Source organism: Klebsiella sp. 2680 (assembly GCF_900198535.1).
GTDB classification, from domain to species: domain Bacteria; phylum Pseudomonadota; class Gammaproteobacteria; order Enterobacterales; family Enterobacteriaceae; genus Klebsiella; species Klebsiella indica.
Window position 1 is genome coordinate 999,501 of record NZ_FZNJ01000002.1, and the last position, 21,193, is coordinate 1,020,693.

General features: G+C 53.3%; 24 protein-coding genes. 4 read left to right on the plus strand and 20 right to left on the minus strand.

Annotated elements, in window-relative coordinates:
- Nucleotides 1-42 precede the first annotated feature (42 nt).
- The 5 genes from FN037_RS11965 to FN037_RS11985 form a co-directional block, all read right to left on the minus strand.
- On the minus strand, nt 43-996 hold the full coding sequence (locus FN037_RS11965) for a transketolase family protein (protein ID WP_142502325.1): 954 nt from the start codon (nt 994-996) through the stop codon (nt 43-45).
- Nucleotides 989-1,819 carry a transketolase gene (locus tag FN037_RS11970; RefSeq protein WP_138361383.1) on the minus strand — a complete coding sequence of 277 codons (831 nt, stop codon included), beginning with the start codon at nt 1,817-1,819 and terminating at the stop codon, nt 989-991. The genes FN037_RS11965 and FN037_RS11970 overlap by 8 nt, the downstream gene beginning before the upstream one ends.
- Entirely contained in the window at nt 1,816-3,207 is a 1,392-nt protein-coding gene (locus FN037_RS11975; protein ID WP_138361384.1) for a PTS ascorbate transporter subunit IIC, read from the minus strand. Before FN037_RS11975 ends, FN037_RS11970 begins: the two co-directional genes overlap by 4 nt.
- Before the next feature lie 20 nt (nt 3,208-3,227).
- Nucleotides 3,228-3,500, minus strand: a complete 273-nt coding sequence (locus FN037_RS11980; protein ID WP_138361385.1) for a PTS sugar transporter subunit IIB — start codon at nt 3,498-3,500, stop codon at nt 3,228-3,230.
- Nucleotides 3,501-3,578: 78 nt separating this feature from the next.
- A complete protein-coding gene (locus FN037_RS11985) occupies nt 3,579-4,022 on the minus strand; it encodes a PTS sugar transporter subunit IIA (RefSeq protein WP_142502326.1) in 444 nt (147 codons plus the stop codon).
- Between the two features lie 238 nt (nt 4,023-4,260).
- Here FN037_RS11985 and FN037_RS11990 point away from each other — a divergent pair, with 238 nt between their 5' ends.
- Nucleotides 4,261-5,280 (plus strand): LacI family DNA-binding transcriptional regulator, encoded by a 1,020-nt coding sequence (locus FN037_RS11990; RefSeq protein ID WP_138361387.1) that lies wholly within the window; start codon nt 4,261-4,263, stop codon nt 5,278-5,280.
- 163 nt (nt 5,281-5,443) lie between these two features.
- On the opposite strand, the gene yfcD is transcribed toward FN037_RS11990, so the two are convergent.
- From yfcD to yfcF, 3 genes are read right to left on the minus strand one after another with little or no spacing between them, the layout of a single operon-like run.
- Nucleotides 5,444-5,998 (minus strand): NUDIX hydrolase YfcD, encoded by a 555-nt coding sequence (gene yfcD, locus FN037_RS11995; RefSeq protein WP_142502327.1) that lies wholly within the window; start codon nt 5,996-5,998, stop codon nt 5,444-5,446.
- Nucleotides 5,999-6,056: 58 nt separating this feature from the next.
- The gene (yfcE, locus tag FN037_RS12000; protein ID WP_142502328.1) at nt 6,057-6,608 is read right to left on the minus strand and encodes a phosphodiesterase; all 552 of its coding nucleotides are present in this window, start codon (nt 6,606-6,608) and stop codon (nt 6,057-6,059) included.
- 56 nt (nt 6,609-6,664) lie between these two features.
- Complete coding sequence (gene yfcF, locus FN037_RS12005; protein ID WP_138361390.1) at nt 6,665-7,309, minus strand: glutathione transferase; 645 nt, start codon at nt 7,307-7,309, stop codon at nt 6,665-6,667.
- Between the two features lie 199 nt (nt 7,310-7,508).
- Between yfcF and yfcG the strand changes: the two genes are divergently transcribed.
- From yfcG to FN037_RS12020, 3 genes are all read left to right on the plus strand, one after another.
- A complete protein-coding gene (yfcG, locus tag FN037_RS12010; protein WP_142502329.1) occupies nt 7,509-8,138 on the plus strand; it encodes a GSH-dependent disulfide bond oxidoreductase in 630 nt (209 codons plus the stop codon).
- A 65-nt stretch (nt 8,139-8,203) separates the two neighbouring features.
- Nucleotides 8,204-8,566, plus strand: a complete 363-nt coding sequence (gene folX, locus FN037_RS12015) for a dihydroneopterin triphosphate 2'-epimerase (protein WP_138361392.1) — start codon at nt 8,204-8,206, stop codon at nt 8,564-8,566.
- A gap of 19 nt (nt 8,567-8,585) precedes the next feature.
- Nucleotides 8,586-9,479, plus strand: a complete 894-nt coding sequence (locus tag FN037_RS12020) for a TIGR01777 family oxidoreductase (protein ID WP_142502330.1) — start codon at nt 8,586-8,588, stop codon at nt 9,477-9,479.
- A 565-nt stretch (nt 9,480-10,044) separates the two neighbouring features.
- Here the strand turns inward: FN037_RS12020 and hisP are convergent.
- The 12 genes from hisP to FN037_RS12080 form a co-directional block, all read right to left on the minus strand.
- Nucleotides 10,045-10,818, minus strand: coding sequence for a histidine ABC transporter ATP-binding protein HisP (hisP, locus tag FN037_RS12025; RefSeq protein ID WP_138361394.1), 774 nt, complete (start codon nt 10,816-10,818; stop codon nt 10,045-10,047).
- Between the two features lie 7 nt (nt 10,819-10,825).
- Entirely contained in the window at nt 10,826-11,542 is a 717-nt protein-coding gene (locus tag FN037_RS12030; protein ID WP_138361395.1) for an ABC transporter permease, read from the minus strand.
- Nucleotides 11,539-12,225: a histidine ABC transporter permease HisQ gene (locus tag FN037_RS12035; RefSeq protein ID WP_138361396.1), complete on the minus strand. Its 687-nt coding sequence runs from the start codon at nt 12,223-12,225 to the stop codon at nt 11,539-11,541. Before FN037_RS12035 ends, FN037_RS12030 begins: the two co-directional genes overlap by 4 nt.
- 67 nt (nt 12,226-12,292) lie before the next feature.
- A complete protein-coding gene (hisJ, locus tag FN037_RS12040; RefSeq protein ID WP_138361397.1) occupies nt 12,293-13,075 on the minus strand; it encodes a histidine ABC transporter substrate-binding protein HisJ in 783 nt (260 codons plus the stop codon).
- Nucleotides 13,076-13,332: 257 nt separating this feature from the next.
- Nucleotides 13,333-14,115, minus strand: coding sequence for a lysine/arginine/ornithine ABC transporter substrate-binding protein ArgT (argT, locus tag FN037_RS12045; RefSeq protein ID WP_138361398.1), 783 nt, complete (start codon nt 14,113-14,115; stop codon nt 13,333-13,335).
- A gap of 277 nt (nt 14,116-14,392) precedes the next feature.
- On the minus strand, nt 14,393-14,977 hold the full coding sequence (locus FN037_RS12050; RefSeq protein WP_142502331.1) for a UbiX family flavin prenyltransferase: 585 nt from the start codon (nt 14,975-14,977) through the stop codon (nt 14,393-14,395).
- Nucleotides 14,978-15,122: 145 nt separating this feature from the next.
- The gene (gene purF / locus FN037_RS12055) at nt 15,123-16,640 is read right to left on the minus strand and encodes an amidophosphoribosyltransferase (RefSeq protein ID WP_138361400.1); all 1,518 of its coding nucleotides are present in this window, start codon (nt 16,638-16,640) and stop codon (nt 15,123-15,125) included.
- A gap of 33 nt (nt 16,641-16,673) precedes the next feature.
- Nucleotides 16,674-17,162 carry a colicin V production protein gene (cvpA, locus tag FN037_RS12060; RefSeq protein WP_142502332.1) on the minus strand — a complete coding sequence of 163 codons (489 nt, stop codon included), beginning with the start codon at nt 17,160-17,162 and terminating at the stop codon, nt 16,674-16,676.
- 198 nt (nt 17,163-17,360) lie between these two features.
- The gene (gene dedD, locus FN037_RS12065; RefSeq protein WP_138361402.1) at nt 17,361-18,044 is read right to left on the minus strand and encodes a cell division protein DedD; all 684 of its coding nucleotides are present in this window, start codon (nt 18,042-18,044) and stop codon (nt 17,361-17,363) included.
- On the minus strand, nt 18,034-19,302 hold the full coding sequence (gene folC / locus FN037_RS12070; protein WP_138361403.1) for a bifunctional tetrahydrofolate synthase/dihydrofolate synthase: 1,269 nt from the start codon (nt 19,300-19,302) through the stop codon (nt 18,034-18,036). The genes dedD and folC overlap by 11 nt, the downstream gene beginning before the upstream one ends.
- Before the next feature lie 72 nt (nt 19,303-19,374).
- Nucleotides 19,375-20,289: an acetyl-CoA carboxylase, carboxyltransferase subunit beta gene (gene accD / locus FN037_RS12075; protein WP_138361459.1), complete on the minus strand. Its 915-nt coding sequence runs from the start codon at nt 20,287-20,289 to the stop codon at nt 19,375-19,377.
- A gap of 194 nt (nt 20,290-20,483) precedes the next feature.
- Nucleotides 20,484-21,143: a DedA family protein gene (locus FN037_RS12080; protein WP_138361404.1), complete on the minus strand. Its 660-nt coding sequence runs from the start codon at nt 21,141-21,143 to the stop codon at nt 20,484-20,486.
- Nucleotides 21,144-21,193: the final 50 nt, after the last annotated feature.

The following is a 21,193-nucleotide window of genomic DNA, read 5'->3' on the forward strand; positions in this document are numbered from 1 at the left end:
CCCGGCAAAAATGGCGACCATATAGCAGGGTCGCCATTTTATTTACAGTAGCTCTCGTGCCGCCGAGACTATATCATGCGCCGTGAGGCCATACTCCTTCTGCAAAAAGTCCTGCGTCCCCACCTGACCATAACGTTCTTTTACCCCCACGCGACGCATCGGTACCGGACAGGTTTCCACCAGCACTTCCGCCACCGCCGAACCCAGTCCGTTATGGATACTGTGGTTTTCGCAAGTCACGATACGCCCGGTTTTCTCGGCGTAGTTTTTCACCAGCATGCGATCGATGGGTTTCAGGGTAAACATATCAATCACTGCCGCGCTCACGCCTTCCTGCGCAAGCTGACGACTCGCTTCCAGCGCCTCCGACACCATAATACCGTTGGCAATCAGAGTGATATCATCCCCTTCACGCAGAACATTACCCTTACCGATGGTAAAGGTTGACCCCGGTGCATACACGCTCGACGCCTGCTTGCGAATCGTGCGTACCCAGTAGAAGCCGTCAAGATCGATAAGCTGACGCAGTATATCCTCAAACATCACTGCATCAGTCACTTCCAGCACTACTGAATGTGCCAGACCGCGCACAATTCCCATATCTTCAAAAGACATGTGGGTGCCGCCATTATGGCACGCGGTAATACCGGCATCCGAGGCGATCACCTTGACATTATTGCGCTGATAATCCAGTGACATAAATAGCTGGTCAAAACAGCGCCGACTGGCGAAAGCGGTAAAGGTGTGCACAAACGGTTTACGCCCGGTCAACGCTAACCCGGCAGCAGTGCCAATCACGTTAGCTTCCATAATACCGCAGTTGATGACGTGCTGTGGGTAATCCCGCGCCACGCCGTCCATCGCCATGGAGCTCATCAGGTCCGCTTCGAGGGCGATAATCGGGCGACCAGCTTCGATTTGCCGGGTGACGAATGCGGCATAAATTTTGCGCATCTCCGTTGCGTCTTTTTGTCCCGCTGGTGCAACCTTAATCATGCTCAGCCTCCCGTTGGCGAATGAACTCGTTTAGCGTCTCTTTCATCTCTTTCGTCAGACGCAAATGATGACTATTACTGAGCTTCTCAAGATACGGCACGCCCTGCCCTTTAATGCTGTCCAGGATCACCACGCGCGGACGCGCGTCCACCGGCGGAACGGGTTGCGCTGCAGCCAGCAGCCCGGGTATGTCATCGCCTTTGACGGTAACAACATCGAAACCAAAGGCGCGGAATTTATCTTCCAGGTTGAAAGCGCGAATAATTTCATCCAGCTTGCCGTCAAGCTGTAGCTTGTTCCAGTCAACAAACACCGTCAGATTATTCAGACGGTGGTGGGCAATAAACTGGAACGCTTCCCAGCACTGGCCTTCATTCAGTTCGCCATCGCCGACGATGCAAAATACTCGATTCGCGCGTCCCGCCAGCTTATGGGACAACGCCATCCCGCCAGCAATAGAAATCCCTTGCCCCAATGACCCCGTCGTCGCATCCACACCGCGCGTTTTCAGCCGGTCCGGATGGCTTGGCAAGCGCGTACCATTCTGATTAAGCGTACTCAGTTCCTCTATCGGGAAATATCCCTTAATCGCCAACGTACTGTAGAGCGCCGGGCCAGCATGGCCTTTTGACAACACAAAATAATCACGCTCTGGCCAGTCCGGATCCGCCGGGTCGATTTTCATCACCGCGCCGTACAGCACGGCCAGCGTTTCCACTACCGACATGCTGCCGCCATAGTGCCCGAAACCAAGATTGGTCAGCGATTTCAGGGTGGCGAGACGAATATTACGCGCCAGTTCAGTCACTTCTTTCACATTCATGATTTAGCTCCGGTGTTCTCCTGCGCGCTACCGCCCACAGATTTCTTTTTCGCCAACACGTTGTAGACAACCAGCAGCGCGAACAACACGACAACAAGGCCGGTAATGGCAAGCGGCGACAGGTAGCGGGCCAGATTCCCCAGCACAATACCCACGGCGCCAAAATCAGCATCTGAGAAGGTGGTATTGGCAAAACCAATCGCCCCCAGTACAGGCAACAACAGCACCGGCAGGAAAGTGATCAGCAGCCCGTTAGCGAACGCGCCGATCATCGCGCCGCGCCGTCCGCCGGTGGCATTGCCAAACACGCCGGCTGTCGCGCCAGTAAAGAAATGCGGCACGACGCCCGGTAGAATCAGGACCCACTTAAATTGCCCGCAGAGGAACAGCCCCACTAATCCACCGAGGAAGCTAAACAGAAAACCAATCAGCACCGCATTAGGCGCGTAGGGATAGACCACCGGACAGTCCAGCGCCGGACGCGCGTTAGGCACCAGCTTTTCCGAGAAGCCGGTAAAAGCCGGTACAATTTCCGCCAGAATCAGGCGAACCCCCTGCAGAATGATAAATACCCCGGCAGCGAAGGTAATCGCCATAATGATGGCGTATACCAGATAGTTCTGACCGCCGCTGAAGGTGCTTTCAACATATTCACGCCCTGCGCTGACCGCCATAATCAGGTAGATAATCATCATGGTCAGGGAAATAGAGATAGAACTGTCACGCAGGAAACTCAGGTTCTTCGGCAGATTCATCTCTTCGGTTGAACGCGAGCCTTTACCGCAGACGCTGCCGATCCAGCCCGACAGGACGTAACCCAGCGTGCCAAAGTGGCCGAAAGCAATATCATCCGTACCGGTAATACGCTTCATATAGCGCTGCGCCAGGGCCGGGAAGAACGCCATCACCAGTCCGAGGATCAGTGAGCCGGTAAATACCAGTCCCACGCCGTCGAATCCCGCCACGGTAAGAATGACGCCGATCATACAGGCCATATAGAAAGTATGATGTCCGGTCAGGAAGATGTATTTCAGGCGCGTAAAACGTGCAACCAGAATATTCGCCACCATCCCGAATGCCATAATCAGCGCGGTTGAAGCGCCATACTTCTCAAGGGCAATAGAAACTATCGCTTCATTATTCGGAATAATGCCCTGAATATTAAAGGCATGTTCAAACATTCCTCCTAACGGGTTCAACGAGCCAACGAGTACCGTCGCCCCGCCCCCCAGAACAATAAACCCTAATATCGTTTTAATTGTTCCCTTCACAACATCGGAAAAAGATTTTTTTTGCGCCACAAGGCCAATTAACGCAATTAATCCGACGAGTATTGAGGGAACTTTGAGAATATCAACAACAAAATTCAGCGTTTCAAGGATAAACATATCCGCCTCGCTATAAATAGTTATTGTTTAGCAAACCAGGCACGCAACTGCGCTTCGAGTTCGTTAATATCGATGATGTTGTTAATCACCACCAACTGGCTTTCCGGCACGCTGGCGCTGGCGGCGATATCTTTCGCCATCACAAACAAATCCGCCGCCCCTGGTGTTGCCGACGAAAGATCGGAGTGTTCCACTTCAGCCTCTATTTCGAGCTTTTTAAGGACTTTTTTAATATTCATCTCAACCATAAAACTACTGCCCAGGCCAGAACCGCAAATTGCCATAATTTTCATTGTTATCACCTTTTTTGGGTAGAGTACGTTCGCATCACGCAGGCGCGTAATGGGTAGAAATCAGATATTAAAATCAGGTCAGAAGCGCGCGATTATTTTTTTTATCTCCTCCAGGCTCGTTGCCTGATGTAATTTATGCATATCTGCCTCACTGGAAAATAGTTCGGCGAGGTCAGCAATCATTTCGATATGACTATGTTTATCCGGTGCCGCAAGCATAATGATAATATCAACCGGATCGAACTCTTCGGCGCCAAACGACACTCCCTGTTCCAGTTTCAGTAACGATAACCCTAAACCTTTCGCCCCCGCCTCTGGTCGCGCATGCGGCATCGCCAGACCTGGCGCCAGTACATAATACGGCCCCAGTTGATGGTGTTGCGCAATAATGGCCGTCACATATTCAGGCACAATAACGCCAGCTGCAAGCAGCGGGCGGGCGCACATCTCCAGCGCCTGCGGCCAGGTTTCTACACTCTGCCGCAGCGTAATCGTGGCATCTGAGAGCCATGTCTTCAGCATTTTTCCCCTCATCTTTTAACAAAAAAGATGAGCAAACTGTAGGCAAGCGGACAATAGTTATCTGCGATAAAGTTCACAAAGATAGCGCTACCAAAAGAGAATATGCAAAATTGTGATAGCGCTATCAATTCCGGTTGGTTGCATGAAAAGACGCTAAAAAAGCCCGTTTAAGGGGTATACTCCGTGACAGGTGAAGCAATGGATGATAATAAAAAGCGTCTGTTTAGCAGGAATATGTATGTCTCTAACCCGAAAACGGCGTAGCACCGGTAAGGTGACGATCGCCGATGTTGCTCAACTGGCTGGTGTAGGTACGATGACCGTCTCTCGCGCTCTCCGTACGCCCGAACAGGTTTCCGATAAGCTACGAGAAAAAATCGAAGCGGCGGTGCAGGAGCTCGGGTACATGCCTAATCTTGCCGCCAGCGCGCTGGCATCGGCCTCCTCAAGAACCATTGCCATGGTAGTACCCAATCTTGCAGAGGCGGGCTGCTCAGCAATGTTCGCCGGGCTGCAACAGGTATTACAACCCGCAGGTTATCAAATTATGCTGGCGGAATCGCAGCACCGTCTTGAGCAGGAAGAAAAATTGCTCGAAACGCTACTGGCCTCTAACATCGCCGCCGCCATTCTGCTTAGCGTTGAACACAGCGATACGGTGCGCCACTGGCTGAAAAACGCCTCAATTCCGGTGATGGAAATAGGCGCGATGCGCGCCGATCCTATCGACATGAATATCGGCATTGATTACGTAGCGGCGATGTTCGAGCTTACGGAAATGCTCATCCACCGCGGTTATCAGAATATCGCCCTGCTGTGCGCCAATCAGGAACAGTGGATTTTTCAGCAGCATTTACATGGGTGGTATAAAGCCATGCTGCGCCACCATATGTCCCCCAACCGGGTAATTAACGCCGCGCTGCCCGCCAATTTTTCCACTGGCGCATCACAGCTCGCGGAATTTGTGCTGGCCTGGCCGGAGCTCGACGCGCTGGTTTGTGTTTCCGATGAGCTGGCATGCGGGGCGCTGTATGAGTGCCAGCGTCGACACATCAAAGTGCCTGATGATTTAGCCATCGTCGGCTTTGGGGATAGCGATGTCAGCCGGGTCTGTCAGCCGCCATTGACCACTATGGCGGTACCGCATCAAAAAATTGGCATCGAAGCCGGGAAAACGCTTCTGGAACGCCTTAATGAGGGAAACTGGCGCGACAGAAAACCTATCGCCTCCAGATTATGCATGCGGGACAGCTGTTAACGGCTACTCCGCCTGCGGCCGATGACAAAGCGGTATCGGATAATGTGCTCGCATTTCCGCCTGATGCGGCCTGCACGACCTTCAGCATTCGCGATGCAGGCTCGCGCAGGCGCCGCCGGGCGATTCGAAAAGCGCGCACGTTGTCAGTAATGCGTAGCGGCGGCTACTCCGCCTCTTCCTGTTTTTCGGCTTTCGCTGACTCATTATTGGCATTACGCGTCATCCACAGCGCCAGCGCCTTTAATGAATCGGGGGTGAACTCATCGCAGCGGGCGGTGATCTCTTCCGGAGTCAGCCAGCACACTTCACTCACTTCCTCTTCCTGCAGCGCGAAAGGCCCATGTGATACACAGCTAAACAGCGCGCCCCAGACACGGCAGTATTTATCTTCGTAGTAGAACTGACCGTGGTCGGCAAACGGTACGCCAGCAATACCCAGTTCCTCTTCCGCTTCACGGCGCGCGGACTCCAGCATTTGCTCATCAGCCTGCACCACGCCGCCGGCGGTCGCGTCCAGCATCCCCGGATGGAAATCCTTCGTTTCGGTACGACGCTGCACAAGTATTTTGCCCATCCCATCATGAACAACAATATAAGTCGCCCGGTGACGCAGGCACTCCGCACGCATTTGTTCACGGCTGGATTGCGCTATCACTTCATTGTTTTCATTAACAATATCGACCCACTCTGTGCTTGCCAAATGATTCTGTTCCGCCATCAGAAAACCTTACTTTTTAAAGCGCTCTCGCGGCGCGTCTATATGGTTGAGGGGTAAATTACGGGTAAATCGCGACCTCTGCAATAACCTGATTATCATCGAGTGCTAAAACCTGCAATTGCCCCCCATTCAGGAAGCCGTAGCTGGGGGCAAATCCCCCTTTAGGGATGCTGACCGAGCCGGGATTGAAGAGAAAAATGTCGTCGCGCTTCTCGGCAACCGGAATATGAGTATGACCATAAGCCAGCACATCGCCAGCGGCAAGCGGAGGCAAATTATCCGGGCTATACAGATGCCCGTGCGTCAAAAACAGGCGCGTTCGCACGCTCAATACCTGCTGCCAGGGGGCGGTAATGGGGAAATGCAACAGCATCTGATCAACTTCGCTATCGCAGTTGCCGCGCACGGCAATCACCCGTTCCGCTACGCCATTTAGCTTCTCCGCAACCCGGGCAGGGGCATACCCTTCAGGCAGAGCGTTACGCGGCCCGTGATTCAGCACGTCGCCAAGGATCACCAGCCACTGCGCACCGCGTTGTGCGAACAGTTCAAGAACGCGCTCAGTTGCGGGCAGAGAGCCGTGGATATCCGATGCAAACATCAGCTTCATACATTCCATCTCCACGCATTACGATGCGCCTATAATAGCGGAACTGCCAGGGCTTATCAGCCAGCATGTTTGCCCGACAGTGTGAGGAAGCGCTGAACCGACGCCCGTTGCCACTGGAAAGCGGCGTAGTCAGCCAGCGCGCCAGGGACATCATCGCCGTTCAGGACCAACCGGTTGATCATCAACGCCAGGTCGCTATCGGCAACAGACCATTCGCCAAACAGATTCTGCTGGCCGTGGGCCAGCAAGCCGCTGGCGATTTCAAACAATTTTTCAGCGCTTCTCCGTCCGGCTTCACTCAGCGGCGGTTTCTTCGCGCCGGCAAACACCACGGTCGTCGGACGCTCTTCACGAATCGGCATCAGGTCGCTACGGAGCCAGGCCTGCACCTGACGCGCCCGCGCGCGCTTTTGCAGGTCATGCGGATAAAGTCGCTCCCACTCCGGCGGCGCGAAACGCTCATCCAGATATTCAGTAATTGCGGAAGATTCACTCAGGGAGAACGCGTCGACGTCCAACAACGGGACGCGACGGGTCGCAGAGTACCCCTTCCAGCCGCTCTGTAAGTGTTCTCCGCGATTAAGATTGACGGTTTTCAGCGTAAAAGGCAGGCTTTTTTCCCGTAGCGCAACATATACTGACATCACGTACGGCGAAAAAAAATCGGCATCGGACCACAGGGTAATGACGGGCTGGTTCATGGTGTCCTCAATAGCGAATAGGTCAGGGTACAAGAATCAACATATCCTGTCTTTCAGAGGATGTCACCGACGCCGCCATAAGGATTCTGCCTGAACCACTTGAGCGAGGTGAAATCGATAACAGACCCGGCACGTCAGCCAAATCGGGCGCCTTCGCCTATACTCGAAAAGTTTGCGCGCAATAACGGCGGGAGATGCCATGATCGATCTTTACTATGCCCCCACCCCCAATGGCAATAAAATCACGCTTTTCCTCGAAGAAGCGCAGCTAGCCTATCGCCTGATTCGGGTAGATATCAGCAAGGGAGAACAGTTTCGTCCGCAATTTCTCGCTATCTCACCGAATAACAAGATCCCGGCGATCGTTGATCACGCCCCCGCCGACGGCGGTGCGCCGTTAAACCTGTTTGAATCCGGAGAGATCCTGCTGTATCTGGCAGAAAAAACCGGCAAGCTACTGAGCGGTGAACTTCGCGAGCGTCACGTTACGCTGCAATGGCTATTCTGGCAGGTTGGCGGTTTGGGGCCGATGCTCGGGCAGAATCACCACTTTAATCATTTTGCCCCGCAGGCGGTTCCCTACGCCATTGAGCGCTATCAGGTGGAAACGCAACGTCTGTATGGCGTCCTCAACCGACGTCTTGGAGAGAGTCCCTGGCTTGGCGGAAACCACTACAGCATCGCCGATATTGCCTGCTGGCCGTGGATTAATGCCCATCAGCGTCAGCGCATCGCTCTGGCAAATTTCCCGGCAGTACACAACTGGTTCGAGCGTATTCGCCAGCGTCCTGCCACCGTTGAAGCGCTCATGAAAATACAAGCCAATTAACCCTCTGCTCGCCGGCGCTGCTTTGATGTATGATTGCGGAAATTACTACACGGAGGAAGCCTGCAATGTCTCAACCAGACGCCATTATTCGAATTAAGAACCTGCGCCTGCGTACTTTTATTGGAATTAAAGAAGAAGAGATCGCCAACCGCCAGGATGTGGTGGTCAACGTCGCTATCCACTACCCGGCGGATAAATCCCGCAACAGCGAAGATATTAACGATGCGTTGAACTACCGTACGATCACCAAGCGCATCATTAGCCATATCGAGAATAACCGCTTCTCCCTGCTGGAAAAATTAACGCAGGATGTGCTCAATATCGCATGCGAACATCACTGGGTTACCTATGCTGAAGTAGAGATCGATAAACTGTACGCATTGCGCTATGCCGATTCAGTATCCATGACCATGAGCTGGCGACGGTAGGCGCATCTTAGGAGGCAGTATGAAAATTCTGCTTACTGGTGGCACCGGCCTGATTGGCCGACATCTTATCCCCCGGTTATTAGCGCTGGGGCATGACGTAACGGTTTCAACGCGCAGCCCTGAAAAGGCGAAAACCCGGCTCGATTCGCGCGTCACTCTGTGGCGCGATTTCGAAGGGCAGACAAATCTCAACGGCGTTGACGCCGTCATTAACCTGGCTGGCGAACCTATCGCCAATAAACGCTGGACGGCAGAGCAAAAGCAGCGACTGTGCCACAGCCGCTGGGATATCACGCAAAGACTGGTCGCGCTGATTCATGCCAGCGACACGCCGCCAGCGGTGCTGATTAGCGGTTCCGCTGCCGGATATTACGGCGACCTCGGCGAAGTGGTGGTGACCGAAGAAGAGCCGCCGCATAACGAATTTACGCATAAACTGTGCGCCCGCTGGGAGCAGATCGCCTGTGAAGCGCAAAACGAGCAGACCCGGGTCTGCCTGCTGCGCACCGGCATCGTGCTGGCGCCGCGAGGCGGTATTCTGGCCAAACTGACGCCAGCGTTTAAGCTCGGCCTCGGCGGCCCGATTGGCAGCGGCAGACAATACATGGCGTGGATCCACATTGACGATATGGTCAACGGCATTTTGTGGCTACTGGATAATGACCTGCGCGGCCCGTTTAATATGGTCGCTCCTTACCCGGTGCGCAACGAACAGTTTGCCCACGCGCTGGGTCATGCGTTGAACCGCCCGGCGATCTTCCGCGTCCCGGCTGCGGCTATTCGGCTGCTGATGGGAGAATCTTCCGTGCTGGTGCTCACCGGTCAGCGCATGCTGCCAAAACGGCTGGAAGCCTCCGGATTTGGCTTTCGTTGGTACGAGCTGGATGAAGCCCTGGCCGATGTGCTGGGCTAGTTCAACGCCCCTCATTTGGCCGGAACGTTATCCAGCGGCAATCGCTTTTGCAGTGGGTTAGGCGAAAATGGCATATGTTTAGTTTTCGCCCATTTTTAGCTTAGTGGCCTGTTCCGTTCACTAGAAATACGAGGGTCTTCGTTATATCCACCGCCTGTGACCGGCTTCACCTGGCGGCCAGTTATGGGTGCGGGCCTGCGTTCTCGCCAGGTTTTAGATGCACGGCCCCTTGCGGTGAGCCTGGGCTAACGCTGATGACAAACCGGCATCACATATTGTGCCGTTTTCGTGTCGGGTGGCGGATCACGCCTTACCCGACCTACAAAACCAGCAATATCATAAAGTTATGTATTCCACGCAGGCCTGCGCAAGCGAAGCGCCGCCGGGCAATGCGAAAAGAACGCGCGTTATCAGCAATCTGAGCTGAAGCTGTAACTCTCCCGCCGCTGTAGCGCATAAAAAACCGACGCTATTGTCAGCCTCAAAATCGCCTCAGGCGTTCGCCTGACCGCCACTTAACCGAACCGCGCACTCCGGCTGACGGCCCCTTAACTGACCCGCATGACTACTTCAACGAACCTTTCAGGAACTGCTGCAGGCGCTGACTTTTTGGGTTACCGAAGACCTCGTCGGGATGCCCTTCTTCTTCAATCTTCCCCTGATGAAGGAAAATCACGTGTGAAGAGACATGTCGGGCAAACCCCATTTCATGAGTCACCACGACCATGGTTTTCCCCTCTTCCGCTAACTGTTGCATAATACGCAATACCTCGCCCACCAGTTCCGGGTCGAGGGCCGATGTCGGTTCATCAAACAGCAACACCTCCGGCTCCATCGCCAGCGCACGAGCAATGGAAACGCGCTGCTGCTGGCCACCTGAAAGGTGTACCGGGTATTTACTCTGCTGGCGCTCATCAATACCCACTTTTGCCAGATATTTCACCGCCCTGTCGCGCGCGTCCTGTTTGCTCAATCCCAGCACCTGAATCGGAGCCTCCATGACGTTTTCCAGCACCGTCATGTGGCTCCAGAGATTGAAATGCTGAAACACCATTGTCAATCGGGTACGCAGCAGACGCAGTTGGTTCTTGTCTGAAACCTTCAACTGGCCATCTTTATCACGAACCAGGCCAATATTTTGCCCGTTAACGACAATCGTGCCTTCACTGGGTTTTTCGAGAAAGTTAATACAGCGCAAAAAGGTGCTTTTACCGGAACCTGATGAACCAATAATACTGATTACGTCCCCGGCTTCCGCCCGCAGCGAGACGCCTTTCAGCACCTCCTGTTCGCCGTAACGTTTATGCAGATCGATTACATTTAATTTATTGTCGGACATGGCGTTCTCAGTGCGTCGAAGAGGGTTTGATATGCTGCAGCCAGCGCTTTTCCGCCTTACGGAACAAGCTAATCAGCACATACGAGATAATTAAATACAGCACAGCGGCAATACCGAAGGCGGTAAACGGCTGGTAAGTTGCCGAGTTGATATCACGGGCGATTTTCAGCAGATCCGGCACCGTAGCGGTAAAAGCCAGCGCGGTGGAGTGCAGCATCAAAATCACTTCGTTGCTGTATGCAGGCAGAGCGATGCGTAGCGCGGAAGGCAAAATAATGCAGCGATACATTTTGACCGCTGAAAAACCATACGCCCGCGCCGCCTCAATCTCTCCGGCTGGCACCGAGCGAATCGCTCCGGCGAAAATCTCCGTGGTATACGCGCAGGTATTTAGCGTCAGCGCCAGCACCGTACAGTTGAGGCCGCTGCGAAAGAACGCGTTCAGCAGTTCTGTTCCTTTGACGATTTCCAGCGTGTACATCCCTGAATAGAACACCAGCAACTGCACATACAGTGGCGTACCACGAAAAATGTAGGTAAACAGCCAGACAGGAAACTGAATGTATTTATTGCTTGAGACACGGCCAATAGCGAGAAAAACCGCCAGAATGCCTCCCATCACCACCGAAGAAATCAGCAACCAGAGCGTAATCGCCACGCCGGTAAACCGGTAGCCATCGGTCCACAACAGGGATTTCCAGTACTCCTGAATAATTTCAATCACAGGTCAGCCCTCTTCACGCCTACAGAATAACGGCGTTCGAGCATCAGCAGCACACCATTGGAAACCGTGGTAAATACAAGATAAATCAGGCCGCAGACGATAGCGAAATAGAAAGGCTGCCAGGTACTTTTACCGGCCAACTGCGTCGCCTTCACCACATCTTCGAGTCCCAGCAATGAAACCAGCGCGGTGGCCTTGAGGATCACCTGCCAGTTGTTGCCTATTCCAGGCAGCGCAAAGCGCATCATCGCCGGGAATAAGATGCGACGAAAGGTTTGCCCGCCGCTGAAGCCAAAAGCTGTCGCTGCTTCGATATGGCCTTTCGGCACCGCCAGAAAGGCGCCACGAAAAGTTTCGGTGAAATAGGCGCCATAAATAAAGCCCAGTGTGATAATCCCCGCCACCATCGGGTCGATATCAAATTGCGCCAGGCCAAGTGCGTCTGTCACGCTATTAAGCGCAATCTGCAATCCGTAAAAAATCAGCAGCATCAGAACCAGATCGGGTACGCCGCGGATTAAGGTGGTGTAACCTTCAGAAATTAGCGCCAGCGCACGATTGTTGGAAAGCCTGGCCCCGGCGCCTGCCAGGCCAATGAGCACCGCCAGAACAACCGAACTTAACGCCAGCTCAAGGGTGACCAGCGCGCCCTGAAATATAACCTGAGAAAACCCGTACAGCATGCTGTCTTACCCTGTCTGTCATCGACCATCGCGCGCCAAATGACGCACGATGGGGTACGCAAGATGGTTAGTCTCCGTACACGTTAAAATCAAAATATTTCTTCGCCAGCTTGTCGTAGGTGCCGTCTTTACGCATCTCGGCAAAGGCTTTATTCAGTGCTTCTCGCAGTTCGTTGTCCTCTTTGCGCAGTCCCATACCAGTACCGACACCAAACAGCTTCTCATCTTTAATCGACGGACCGCCAAACTGATAATCTTTGCCGATGGGCTGTTTGAGAAACCCTTCGCTGGCGGCCACTTCATCCTGGAACGCGGCATCAATGCGTCCGGCGGTCAGGTCTGAATAAATATTGTCCTGCCCCTGATAAGAGACGATCTCAATGCCTTTCGGCGCCCAATATTCATTACCGTAGGTTTCCTGCGTTGTTCCTTGCAGCACGCCCACACGTTTACCTTTCAGCTTATCCAGATCGGGGGTGATATCACTCCCCTTTTTCACCACCAGACGAGAATCTGCCGCGTAAAGTTTATCGGTAAAGGCAATTTGCTTCTGACGTTTTTCCGTGATCGAAAGCGAGGACATGATGGCATCGATTTTCTTCGCTTTTAAGGATGGGATCAGTGCATCCAGTGGGTTTTCAATGAAGGTACATTTTGTATTAATGCGCTTACACAGCTCTTTTGCCAGATCAATGTCAAAACCCACTAATTCGCCCTGCGCATTTTTTGATTCAAACGGGGCATAAGTCGGATCGGTACCGATGCGAATTTTTTGCGGAATTGCTGCATATACGGCGGAAACGCTGGAAAGCGCCAGCGCTAAAGAGAGAGACAACGCCAGTTTTTTCATAACTATCCTCAACAGACTGTCATTCTAACGGGTTTATTAGAAGCACTTACACCAGTTATCGTGCCATTATTCGCCCCGATAAGGCAAAACATTCTGCGCCAGAAAGGAAATCTTTTCGCACCAGAAACGCGTAACTATGCAATTTTATCGTGCAACGAGGCCATCTTGCGCACCATGATGGTTCAAAAAAATCACTCACGCACCAATAAAGAGCAAGACGGTTCCACATGGCCCGGCATTCCGGGCCTGCGGGCGTCTTAGTCACCATATACATTAAAATCGAAGTATTTCTTCGCCATCTTGTCGTAGGTACCGTCTTTACGCATATCGGCCAGTGCTTTATCAAACGCCGTCTTCAGCTCGGTATCGTCTTTACGCAACCCGATACCGGTACCATCACCAAAATATTTTTTGTCTTTAACGGAGGGGCCGGCAAAAGCAAAATCTTTACCGGCGGGCTGCTTGAGGAAGCCTTCGCTGGCGGCGACTTCATCCTGAAATGCGGCATCCAGACGGCCAGCGGCAAGGTCTGAATAAATTAAATCCTGATTCTGATAGGCGATCACATCGACACCATGATTGCGCCAGTATGCATTTCCATAAGCTTCCTGCGTGGAGCCCTGGAGTACGCCGACATGTTTACCTTTCAGGGATGCCAGCGTCGGTCGAATCGGCGAACCTTTGGCGGCAATCAGTCGGGAATCCGCCGCGTAAAGCTTGTCAGAAAACGCGATCTCCTGCTGACGCTTTTCAGTAATCGACAGCGAAGAGATGATAGCATCGATTTTCTTGGCCTTCAGCGACGGGATCAGCGCGTCAAAGTCGCTGCCCACCCAGGTACATTTAACTTTGATACGCGAACAGAGTTCATTGCCCAAATCGATATCAAAACCCACGAAATCCCCTTTCGCATCCTTTGATGAAAAAGGCGCATAGGTGGGGTCTGTGCCAATGCGAATACTCTTCGGCAGCGCAGCGAATGCGCTGGAAACGCTGCAAATTCCCATCATTAAAGAGAGAGCCAGGACCGTCTTCTTCATAGGTTACCCTTAAGTGTCGTGATATTGTTATGCGATGCGTCGTCTTGTTATTTGTACTGCCGACAAATTCCTGCACATTGTATGCCATTTTCACAATGACTACAGAAAACAACGTTAAATTTGTTAATTAAAGGTTGCGTATTTGTCTTAAAGGGAAAGATACCAGCAATAACGGATAAACCGCAGCGCCAGAACGCAAAAAAGCAAATTAAATATCGGGGATTTGATCGGGACGACAAAATTGCACCACAAGAGCACACTCACGAATGCATTGCACTTATTTAGTGCAATCCTGTGCGCCCTGCCAGCGGGTGAAAAGATCCTGTGGAAGGGTAATATCAAACTGATCGATAACGCGATTAACCGTCTGGTTAATCACATCGTCAAGGGTTTGCGGGCGATGATAGAACGCAGGCACCGGCGGCATGATCACCGCGCCCATTTCCGCCGCCTGGAGCAGTAAACGCAGGTGACCGGTATGGAACGGCGTTTCCCGCACGCACAGCACCAGAGGGCGGCGCTCCTTGAGCACCACATCCGCAGCCCGGGTCAACAAACCATCGGTATAACTATGCACAATGCCGGACAGGGTTTTCATCGAACACGGCAGGATCGCCATCCCGGCGGTTTTAAACGAACCGGAAGAGATACTGGCGGCAATATCGCGAACATCGTGAACCACATCGGCTAACGCCTGCACTTCACGCAGTGAAAAATCCGTTTCCAGCGCCAGCGTCTGCCGTGCAGCCTGACTTAAAATAAGGTGAGTTTCGACATCAGACACATCGCGTAAAACCTGGAGCAATCGCACGCCATAAATTGCGCCGCTGGCGCCGGAAATACCAACAATGAGTCGCTTCACGGTAATTGCTCCTTCTTACACAGTGGCGCAAACTTTGCCGGATTATCCTCTCTAACGCAACAGCATAACGTTGCGATGGATGATGAATCACCAAAAAAATGGCCCGCGCTCTTACGAGCGCAGGCCATATGATAACCCGTAAGACTCACCCTTCGTTGTGCATCTCCAGGTTTTCGACTTCATTCTGCAACTGAACCGCTTTCGCATCATCATTACGCAGAGTATCCAGATAATCCAGATACCGCTGATCGACATCTTTGGTGACATAGATACCGTTGAACACCGAACATTCAAACTGCTGAATATCCGGATTCTCCGCACGAACCGCATCGATCAGATCGTTCAGGCCCTGGAAAATCAAGCCATCTGCGCCGATAAGCTGGCGGATCTCATCCACTTCACGGCCATGAGCAATCAGCTCATTAGCACTTGGCATATCAATGCCATACACGTTCGGAAAGCGAATTTCCGGCGCAGCAGAGGCCAGATACACTTTCTTCGCCCCGGCTTCACGCGCCATCTCAATAATCTGTTCTGACGTGGTGCCGCGCACGATGGAGTCATCAACCAGCAGCACGTTCTTATCGCGGAACTCAGCACGGTTGGCGTTCAGTTTACGCCGTACGGATTTACGACGCAGCTGCTGGCCAGGCATGATAAAGGTACGGCCCACATAGCGGTTTTTCACGAAGCCCTGGCGGTATGGCTTATCGAGGATGCGGGCAATTTCCAGCGCGATATCGCAGGAGGTTTCCGGAATAGGGATCACCACATCAATATCGAGATCTTCCCATTCACGGGCGATTTTCTCACCCAGTTTTCTCCCCATATTGACGCGGGCGCTATAGACGGAAATTTTGTCAATGAATGAGTCCGGCCGCGCAAAATACACGTACTCGAACAGGCATGGATTACTGACCGGGTTTTCCGCGCACTGGCGGGTAAACAACTGGCCTTTTTCTGTGATGTATATGGCTTCACCTGGCGCGACGTCACGCAGAAACTCAAAGCCCAGCGTATCCAGCGCCACGCTTTCCGACGCAACCATATACTCGGTGCGGCCATCGCCCACATCGCGCTTACCCAATACCAGCGGACGAATACCGTTCGGATCGCGGAAGGCAACCATACCGTGACCGATAATCATCGCCACGCAGGCGTAGGCGCCGCGAATCTGCCGGTTGGTCGCGGCAATCGCCGCAAAAATATTGTCGGCTTCCAGCGGGTAGTGGCGGAAATTGTCCAGCTCGCTGGCGAAGATATTGAGCAGGATTTCGGAATCGGAGGTGGTGTTGATATGGCGGCGTTTTTCTTCAAACAGTTTTTTACGCAGCTCGTGAGCGTTGGTCAGGTTACCGTTGTGCGCCAACGTCATGCCGTACGGCGAGTTAACATAGAAAGGCTGAGCCTCAGAGGCGCTGGAGCTGCCAGCCGTCGGGTAACGAACGTGACCAATCCCCATATTACCCTGCAAACGCTGCATATGGCGGGCTTCAAAAACATCGCTCACCAGACCGTTCGCCTTTCGCAAACGGAAACGGTTGTTCGCATCAATAGTGATGATGCCTGCGGCATCCTGCCCACGATGCTGAAGCACCGTTAACGCGTCATAAATCGACTGGTTTACCGGCATAACACCGGCGATACCGACAATACCGCACATACGTCTTTTCCTCGTTAAGCTACATCCCAACGCTTATGCTTTGGGCAAGAAACTTGACGAGCTCTGCAGATAGTCAAAGAACCATCTGATAACGAAACTGAACTGCGGGATCAGCTCAGACTTTTGCCAGTCTTCACTTTTCGCCATACTGGTAAAGCTATCGAGAAAGAACAACATCGCCGAGACGATTAGCACACCACGCAGGGCGCCAAAGCAGCTCCCTAACACTCTATCGGTACCCGACAAGCCGGTTTTTTCCACCAGTTGACCGATCACAAAATTAACGATAGCGCCAACGATAAGCGTTGCGATAAACAGTATCGCGATAGCAATCCCATTTCGAACCAGTTCGTCTTCAAAGCCCGTGAACCAGACAGCCAGGTCAGTGTAGTAATGGCTGGCAACAAAGAAAGCGCATCCCCAGGTTACCAGAGATAAAGCTTCACGAACAAAGCCGCGGATCAGGCTAACCAAGCAGGAAAAACCGATCACCGCAATAATGGCGTAATCAATCCAGACCATATACGTCCCACGATTTTCACGCCCTGTCTTCCGGTTCGGGCGCATTCTAACAGAAAAAGAAAACGTTTGCGTAGGGATTTCCATACCCTACAGAAATAAAAATGGCGCTGAAAAAACATTCAACGCCATACCGCCTTACACCCCTTCAGCGGAGGCTGTTCACAGATTACACTCTTCTCAGCTAAAAAGAGAATAGGGTTAGTTCGGACTGTAGGTCATCACCACGCCGCTGAGTCCTGAAAGCTGCTTCAGCTTGCCAAGCTGCCCCTTCAGCTTTTCTTTCGAGGTATCCGGCCCCACCAGAATGCGCGTGATTTTCCCCTGCACCGGCGTCGAAGGCACCGTGTAGACAGTAAACCCGGAGGCGCGCAGCTTGCCGACAATCTCATTGACCTTATCGGCGTTCTTCAGCGCGCCCAACTGCACAACATAAGCTTTACCGGTCGGCGCCGGAATTTCAGCCGGCTTCTGCGGCTGTGGTTTCTCGACCGGCTTAGGCTGAGGTTTCGGTTCAGGTTTAGGTGCAGGCTGAGGTTTCGGTGGAGATTGAGGTTGCGATTTTGCCGTCACAACCGGCTCCTGCGCCACATCAAAACTGTTACTGTTCACCGGGATCCGCGACGGATCGAGCGATGGCGCCGCGGCATCCCCGGCTCTCACCTCTTCCGCCGCCCCTTCCGGAGGCTGTGAAGGCAACGCCTGCGTCGCCGCTGGCAGCATATCCGGCTCATCGCGATCCCCCGGTTTTGGTACCAGCGGAATGGCCGCAAACTCATCCTGATAGTGTTTTTTCTGACCATCCAGCAGCCCTGGCAGGATAATCACCCCCAGCGCCACCAGCACGATCGTCCCGACTAAACGGTTCTGAAACTTACTGGCCACCGATTCTCCCCGCGTCTATCTCTTCCATTACATGCGCCACCGTATGGAATGAACCACACACCAGCACCGTATCTTCTGGTCTGGCATCAGCCATCGCCGCATGCCACGCCTGTGCGACGCTGGTATAGACCTGGCCTGCGCGCAAATGTTCCATCAGTTGTGCCGCCGTGGCGCCACGCGGCCCTTCCAGCGGCGCACAGTACCAGTCGTCAACTTCCGCTTTCAGGTTTTCCAGCGTACCCGCGATATCCTTGTCATGCAGCATACCAATCACCGCCAGTACGCGCCCCGTTTTCCCTGAGGTTTTGAGACGCCCGGCGAGGTAAGCCGCCGCGTGTGGATTATGCGCAACATCCAGGATCACCCGTGGAGTATCGCTGATTATCTGAAAGCGCCCCGGAAGCATCGCATTTTGAATCCCCTCGCGAATCGCCTGCTCGTCAACCTTAAGCCCGCTGGCGCGCAGGGCGGCAAGCGCGGTCGCGGCATTCGGCAGAGGTACCTGCGGCAGCGGCAGATTGGCCAGTGTGCCGCGCCGATCGCTGAACGACCAGCTCTGCGCGGCTGTTTTATAATGCCAGTCAACATCGCGGCGCTGCAGATACGCGCCTTTTTCACTGGCAACCCCGGCGATAGTCAGCGGCATATCCGGTTCACCAACAATAGCTGGCTTCCGGGCGCGAAAAATACCCGCCTTTTCACGGCCAATGCTTTCGCGATCCGGCCCCAGCCAGTCCGTATGATCGAGCGCAATACTGGTCACCACCGCCACATCGGCATCGACGATATTGGTCGCGTCAAGGCGGCCGCCAAGGCCAACCTCCAGAATCACCACGTCGAGTTGCGCCTGCTGAAACAGCCACAGTGCCGAAAGGGTACCAAATTCAAAATAGCTAAGGGAAATCTCGCCGCGCGCGGCTTCAATTTCCGCAAAAGAGGCCGTATGCGCAAGTTCCGGCAGTTCCTCGCCCTGCACCCGCACCCGCTCGGTATAGCGCACCAGATGCGGCGAACTGTAGACGCCAACCTTATAACCCGCCGCCATCAGTACCGATTCCAGGGTACGGCAGGTGGTTCCTTTGCCGTTGGTTCCAGCTACCGTAAAGATAAACGGCGCGGGTTTTAATACTGACATCCGCTTCGCCACTTCGCTGACACGCGCCAGCCCGAGGTCAATCGCTTTACTATGCAGATGTTCCAGATAAGAAAGCCACGTTGCCAGGGGCGACGCGGCCTGAGGAATAGGTTGTTTTTCCATGATATCCGGCAAGAGTTAAGATAACTACGCGTAAAAAAAAGGGCAGCGCCGTCAGGCCCGCCCTCTGTATCATCAGGCCTCGGGTTCCTGATCCGGCACCGCTGGCACCACTTCGCCTTCCGGCGCAAGCTGCGGATTTGGCGTCGGGAGGTTCATCAGCTTCGCCAGAATACTGGCCAGCTTCAGGCGCATTTCCGGGCGACGAACGATCATATCGATCGCCCCTTTCTCAATCAGAAACTCACTGCGCTGGAATCCCGGCGGCAGTTTCTCACGCACGGTCTGTTCGATAACGCGGGGACCCGCAAAACCGATCAGTGCTTTTGGCTCAGCGATGTTGAGATCGCCCAGCATGGCAAAGCTCGCCGATACCCCGCCCATCGTCGGATCGGTCAGCACGGAGATATACGGCAGCCCGCGCTCCTGCATTTTCGCCAGCGCCGCGGAGGTTTTCGCCATCTGCATCAGCGACATCAGCGCTTCCTGCATACGCGCGCCGCCAGAGGCCGAGAAGCAAATCAGCGGACAGTGGTCTTCCAGAGCCTGTTCGACCGCACGCACAAAACGCGCGCCGACCACAGACCCCATTGATCCTCCCATAAAGGAGAACTCAAAAGCAGCGGCAACAACCGGCATTTCATGCAGGGTGCCTTTCATGACCACCAGCGCGTCTTTTTCGCCAGTCTCTTTCTGGGCTGATGCCAGACGGTCTTTATACTTTTTCGAATCGCGGAACTTCAGCACATCTTTTGGCTCGAGCTCGCTTCCCAGCTCCACAAGAGAACCTTCGTCCAGCAGGCTATGCAGGCGATTGCGCGCCGACATGCGCATATGGTGATCGCACTTAGGGCAAACCTCCAGGTTGCGCTCCAGCTCTGCCCGGTACAATACCTGACCGCAACTGTCGCACTTGGTCCATACACCTTCAGGGATACTCGCCTTACGGGTGGGGGTTATATTGCTTTTAATTCGTTCAATCCAGCTCATTGATAACCTTTCTACCAGAACCTGGTCGATGCCAGTTTTGTCGCAAGGGGCGCATAATGCCATTTTTGCCCCTTACAGACCATGAATGTTGCACATTAAATCATAACATCCCGTAACATGGGATAAAAAAGTGGTCGAACCGCTCACACTTTACTCTTCGGACGACAGTGTACCGACCGAAGAAATTCACCGCGTTATTTCGCCTGTTTCGCCGCTGCCCGCTTGTGACGGATGACTTCAATCACGCCTGGCAGTACCGAAAGGATGATAATCGCCACAATCAGCAGCTTCAGATTTTCCTGTACGATCGGCAAATCGCCAAACAGATAGCCTGCGTAAGTAAACAACAGTACCCACAGCAACGCGCCAGCCACGTTATACATCGCGAAATGCCGATAGGACATATGCCCCATCCCCGCGACAAATGGCGCAAAAGTTCTGACGATCGGCACGAAACGCGCCAGAATAATCGTTTTCCCGCCATGGCGCTCGTAGAAACGATGCGTTTTGTCCAGATAGCTGCGGCGGAAGATTTTAGAATGAGGATTGCTGAATAGCTTTTCGCCAAAAAGCCGACCAATAGTGTAGTTCAGCGCATCGCCGGCAACTGCGGCAATCACCATCAATAACACCATTAAATGCACATTGAGATCGTTGGTCGGTAGCGCTGACAGCGCCCCTGCCACAAACAGCAGAGAATCTCCGGGCAGGAAAGGCGTTACCACCAGACCGGTTTCACAGAACAAAATCAAAAACAGAATCGCGTATACCCAGATACCGTATTGCGCAACCAGTTCAGCCAGATGCACATCAATATGCAGGATAAAATCAATTAAAAAATGAATCAGATCCATAATTTGCGTTAGCCCTTAATAACTCCATTCATCATATCTCAAACTGCATG

What these genes read in the sequence shown, in the direction of transcription:
- FN037_RS11965 (WP_142502325.1), bottom strand. Translation starts at nt 996, where the DNA reads ATGATTAAGGTTGCACCAGCGGGACAAAAAGACGCAACGGAGATGCGC.
- FN037_RS11970 (WP_138361383.1), bottom strand. Translation starts at nt 1,819, where the DNA reads ATGAATGTGAAAGAAGTGACTGAACTGGCGCGTAATATTCGTCTCGCC.
- FN037_RS11975 (WP_138361384.1), bottom strand. Translation starts at nt 3,207, where the DNA reads ATGTTTATCCTTGAAACGCTGAATTTTGTTGTTGATATTCTCAAAGTT.
- FN037_RS11980 (WP_138361385.1), bottom strand. Translation starts at nt 3,500, where the DNA reads ATGAAAATTATGGCAATTTGCGGTTCTGGCCTGGGCAGTAGTTTTATG.
- FN037_RS11985 (WP_142502326.1), bottom strand. Translation starts at nt 4,022, where the DNA reads ATGCTGAAGACATGGCTCTCAGATGCCACGATTACGCTGCGGCAGAGT.
- FN037_RS11990 (WP_138361387.1), top strand. Translation starts at nt 4,261, where the DNA reads ATGTCTCTAACCCGAAAACGGCGTAGCACCGGTAAGGTGACGATCGCC.
- yfcD (WP_142502327.1), bottom strand. Translation starts at nt 5,998, where the DNA reads ATGGCGGAACAGAATCATTTGGCAAGCACAGAGTGGGTCGATATTGTT.
- yfcE (WP_142502328.1), bottom strand. Translation starts at nt 6,608, where the DNA reads ATGAAGCTGATGTTTGCATCGGATATCCACGGCTCTCTGCCCGCAACT.
- yfcF (WP_138361390.1), bottom strand. Translation starts at nt 7,309, where the DNA reads ATGAACCAGCCCGTCATTACCCTGTGGTCCGATGCCGATTTTTTTTCG.
- yfcG (WP_142502329.1), top strand. Translation starts at nt 7,509, where the DNA reads ATGATCGATCTTTACTATGCCCCCACCCCCAATGGCAATAAAATCACG.
- folX (WP_138361392.1), top strand. Translation starts at nt 8,204, where the DNA reads ATGTCTCAACCAGACGCCATTATTCGAATTAAGAACCTGCGCCTGCGT.
- FN037_RS12020 (WP_142502330.1), top strand. Translation starts at nt 8,586, where the DNA reads ATGAAAATTCTGCTTACTGGTGGCACCGGCCTGATTGGCCGACATCTT.
- hisP (WP_138361394.1), bottom strand. Translation starts at nt 10,818, where the DNA reads ATGTCCGACAATAAATTAAATGTAATCGATCTGCATAAACGTTACGGC.
- FN037_RS12035 (WP_138361396.1), bottom strand. Translation starts at nt 12,225, where the DNA reads ATGCTGTACGGGTTTTCTCAGGTTATATTTCAGGGCGCGCTGGTCACC.
- hisJ (WP_138361397.1), bottom strand. Translation starts at nt 13,075, where the DNA reads ATGAAAAAACTGGCGTTGTCTCTCTCTTTAGCGCTGGCGCTTTCCAGC.
- argT (WP_138361398.1), bottom strand. Translation starts at nt 14,115, where the DNA reads ATGAAGAAGACGGTCCTGGCTCTCTCTTTAATGATGGGAATTTGCAGC.
- purF (WP_138361400.1), bottom strand. Translation starts at nt 16,640, where the DNA reads ATGTGCGGTATTGTCGGTATCGCCGGTGTTATGCCGGTAAACCAGTCG.
- cvpA (WP_142502332.1), bottom strand. Translation starts at nt 17,162, where the DNA reads ATGGTCTGGATTGATTACGCCATTATTGCGGTGATCGGTTTTTCCTGC.
- folC (WP_138361403.1), bottom strand. Translation starts at nt 19,302, where the DNA reads ATGGAAAAACAACCTATTCCTCAGGCCGCGTCGCCCCTGGCAACGTGG.
- accD (WP_138361459.1), bottom strand. Translation starts at nt 20,289, where the DNA reads ATGAGCTGGATTGAACGAATTAAAAGCAATATAACCCCCACCCGTAAG.
- FN037_RS12080 (WP_138361404.1), bottom strand. Translation starts at nt 21,143, where the DNA reads ATGGATCTGATTCATTTTTTAATTGATTTTATCCTGCATATTGATGTG.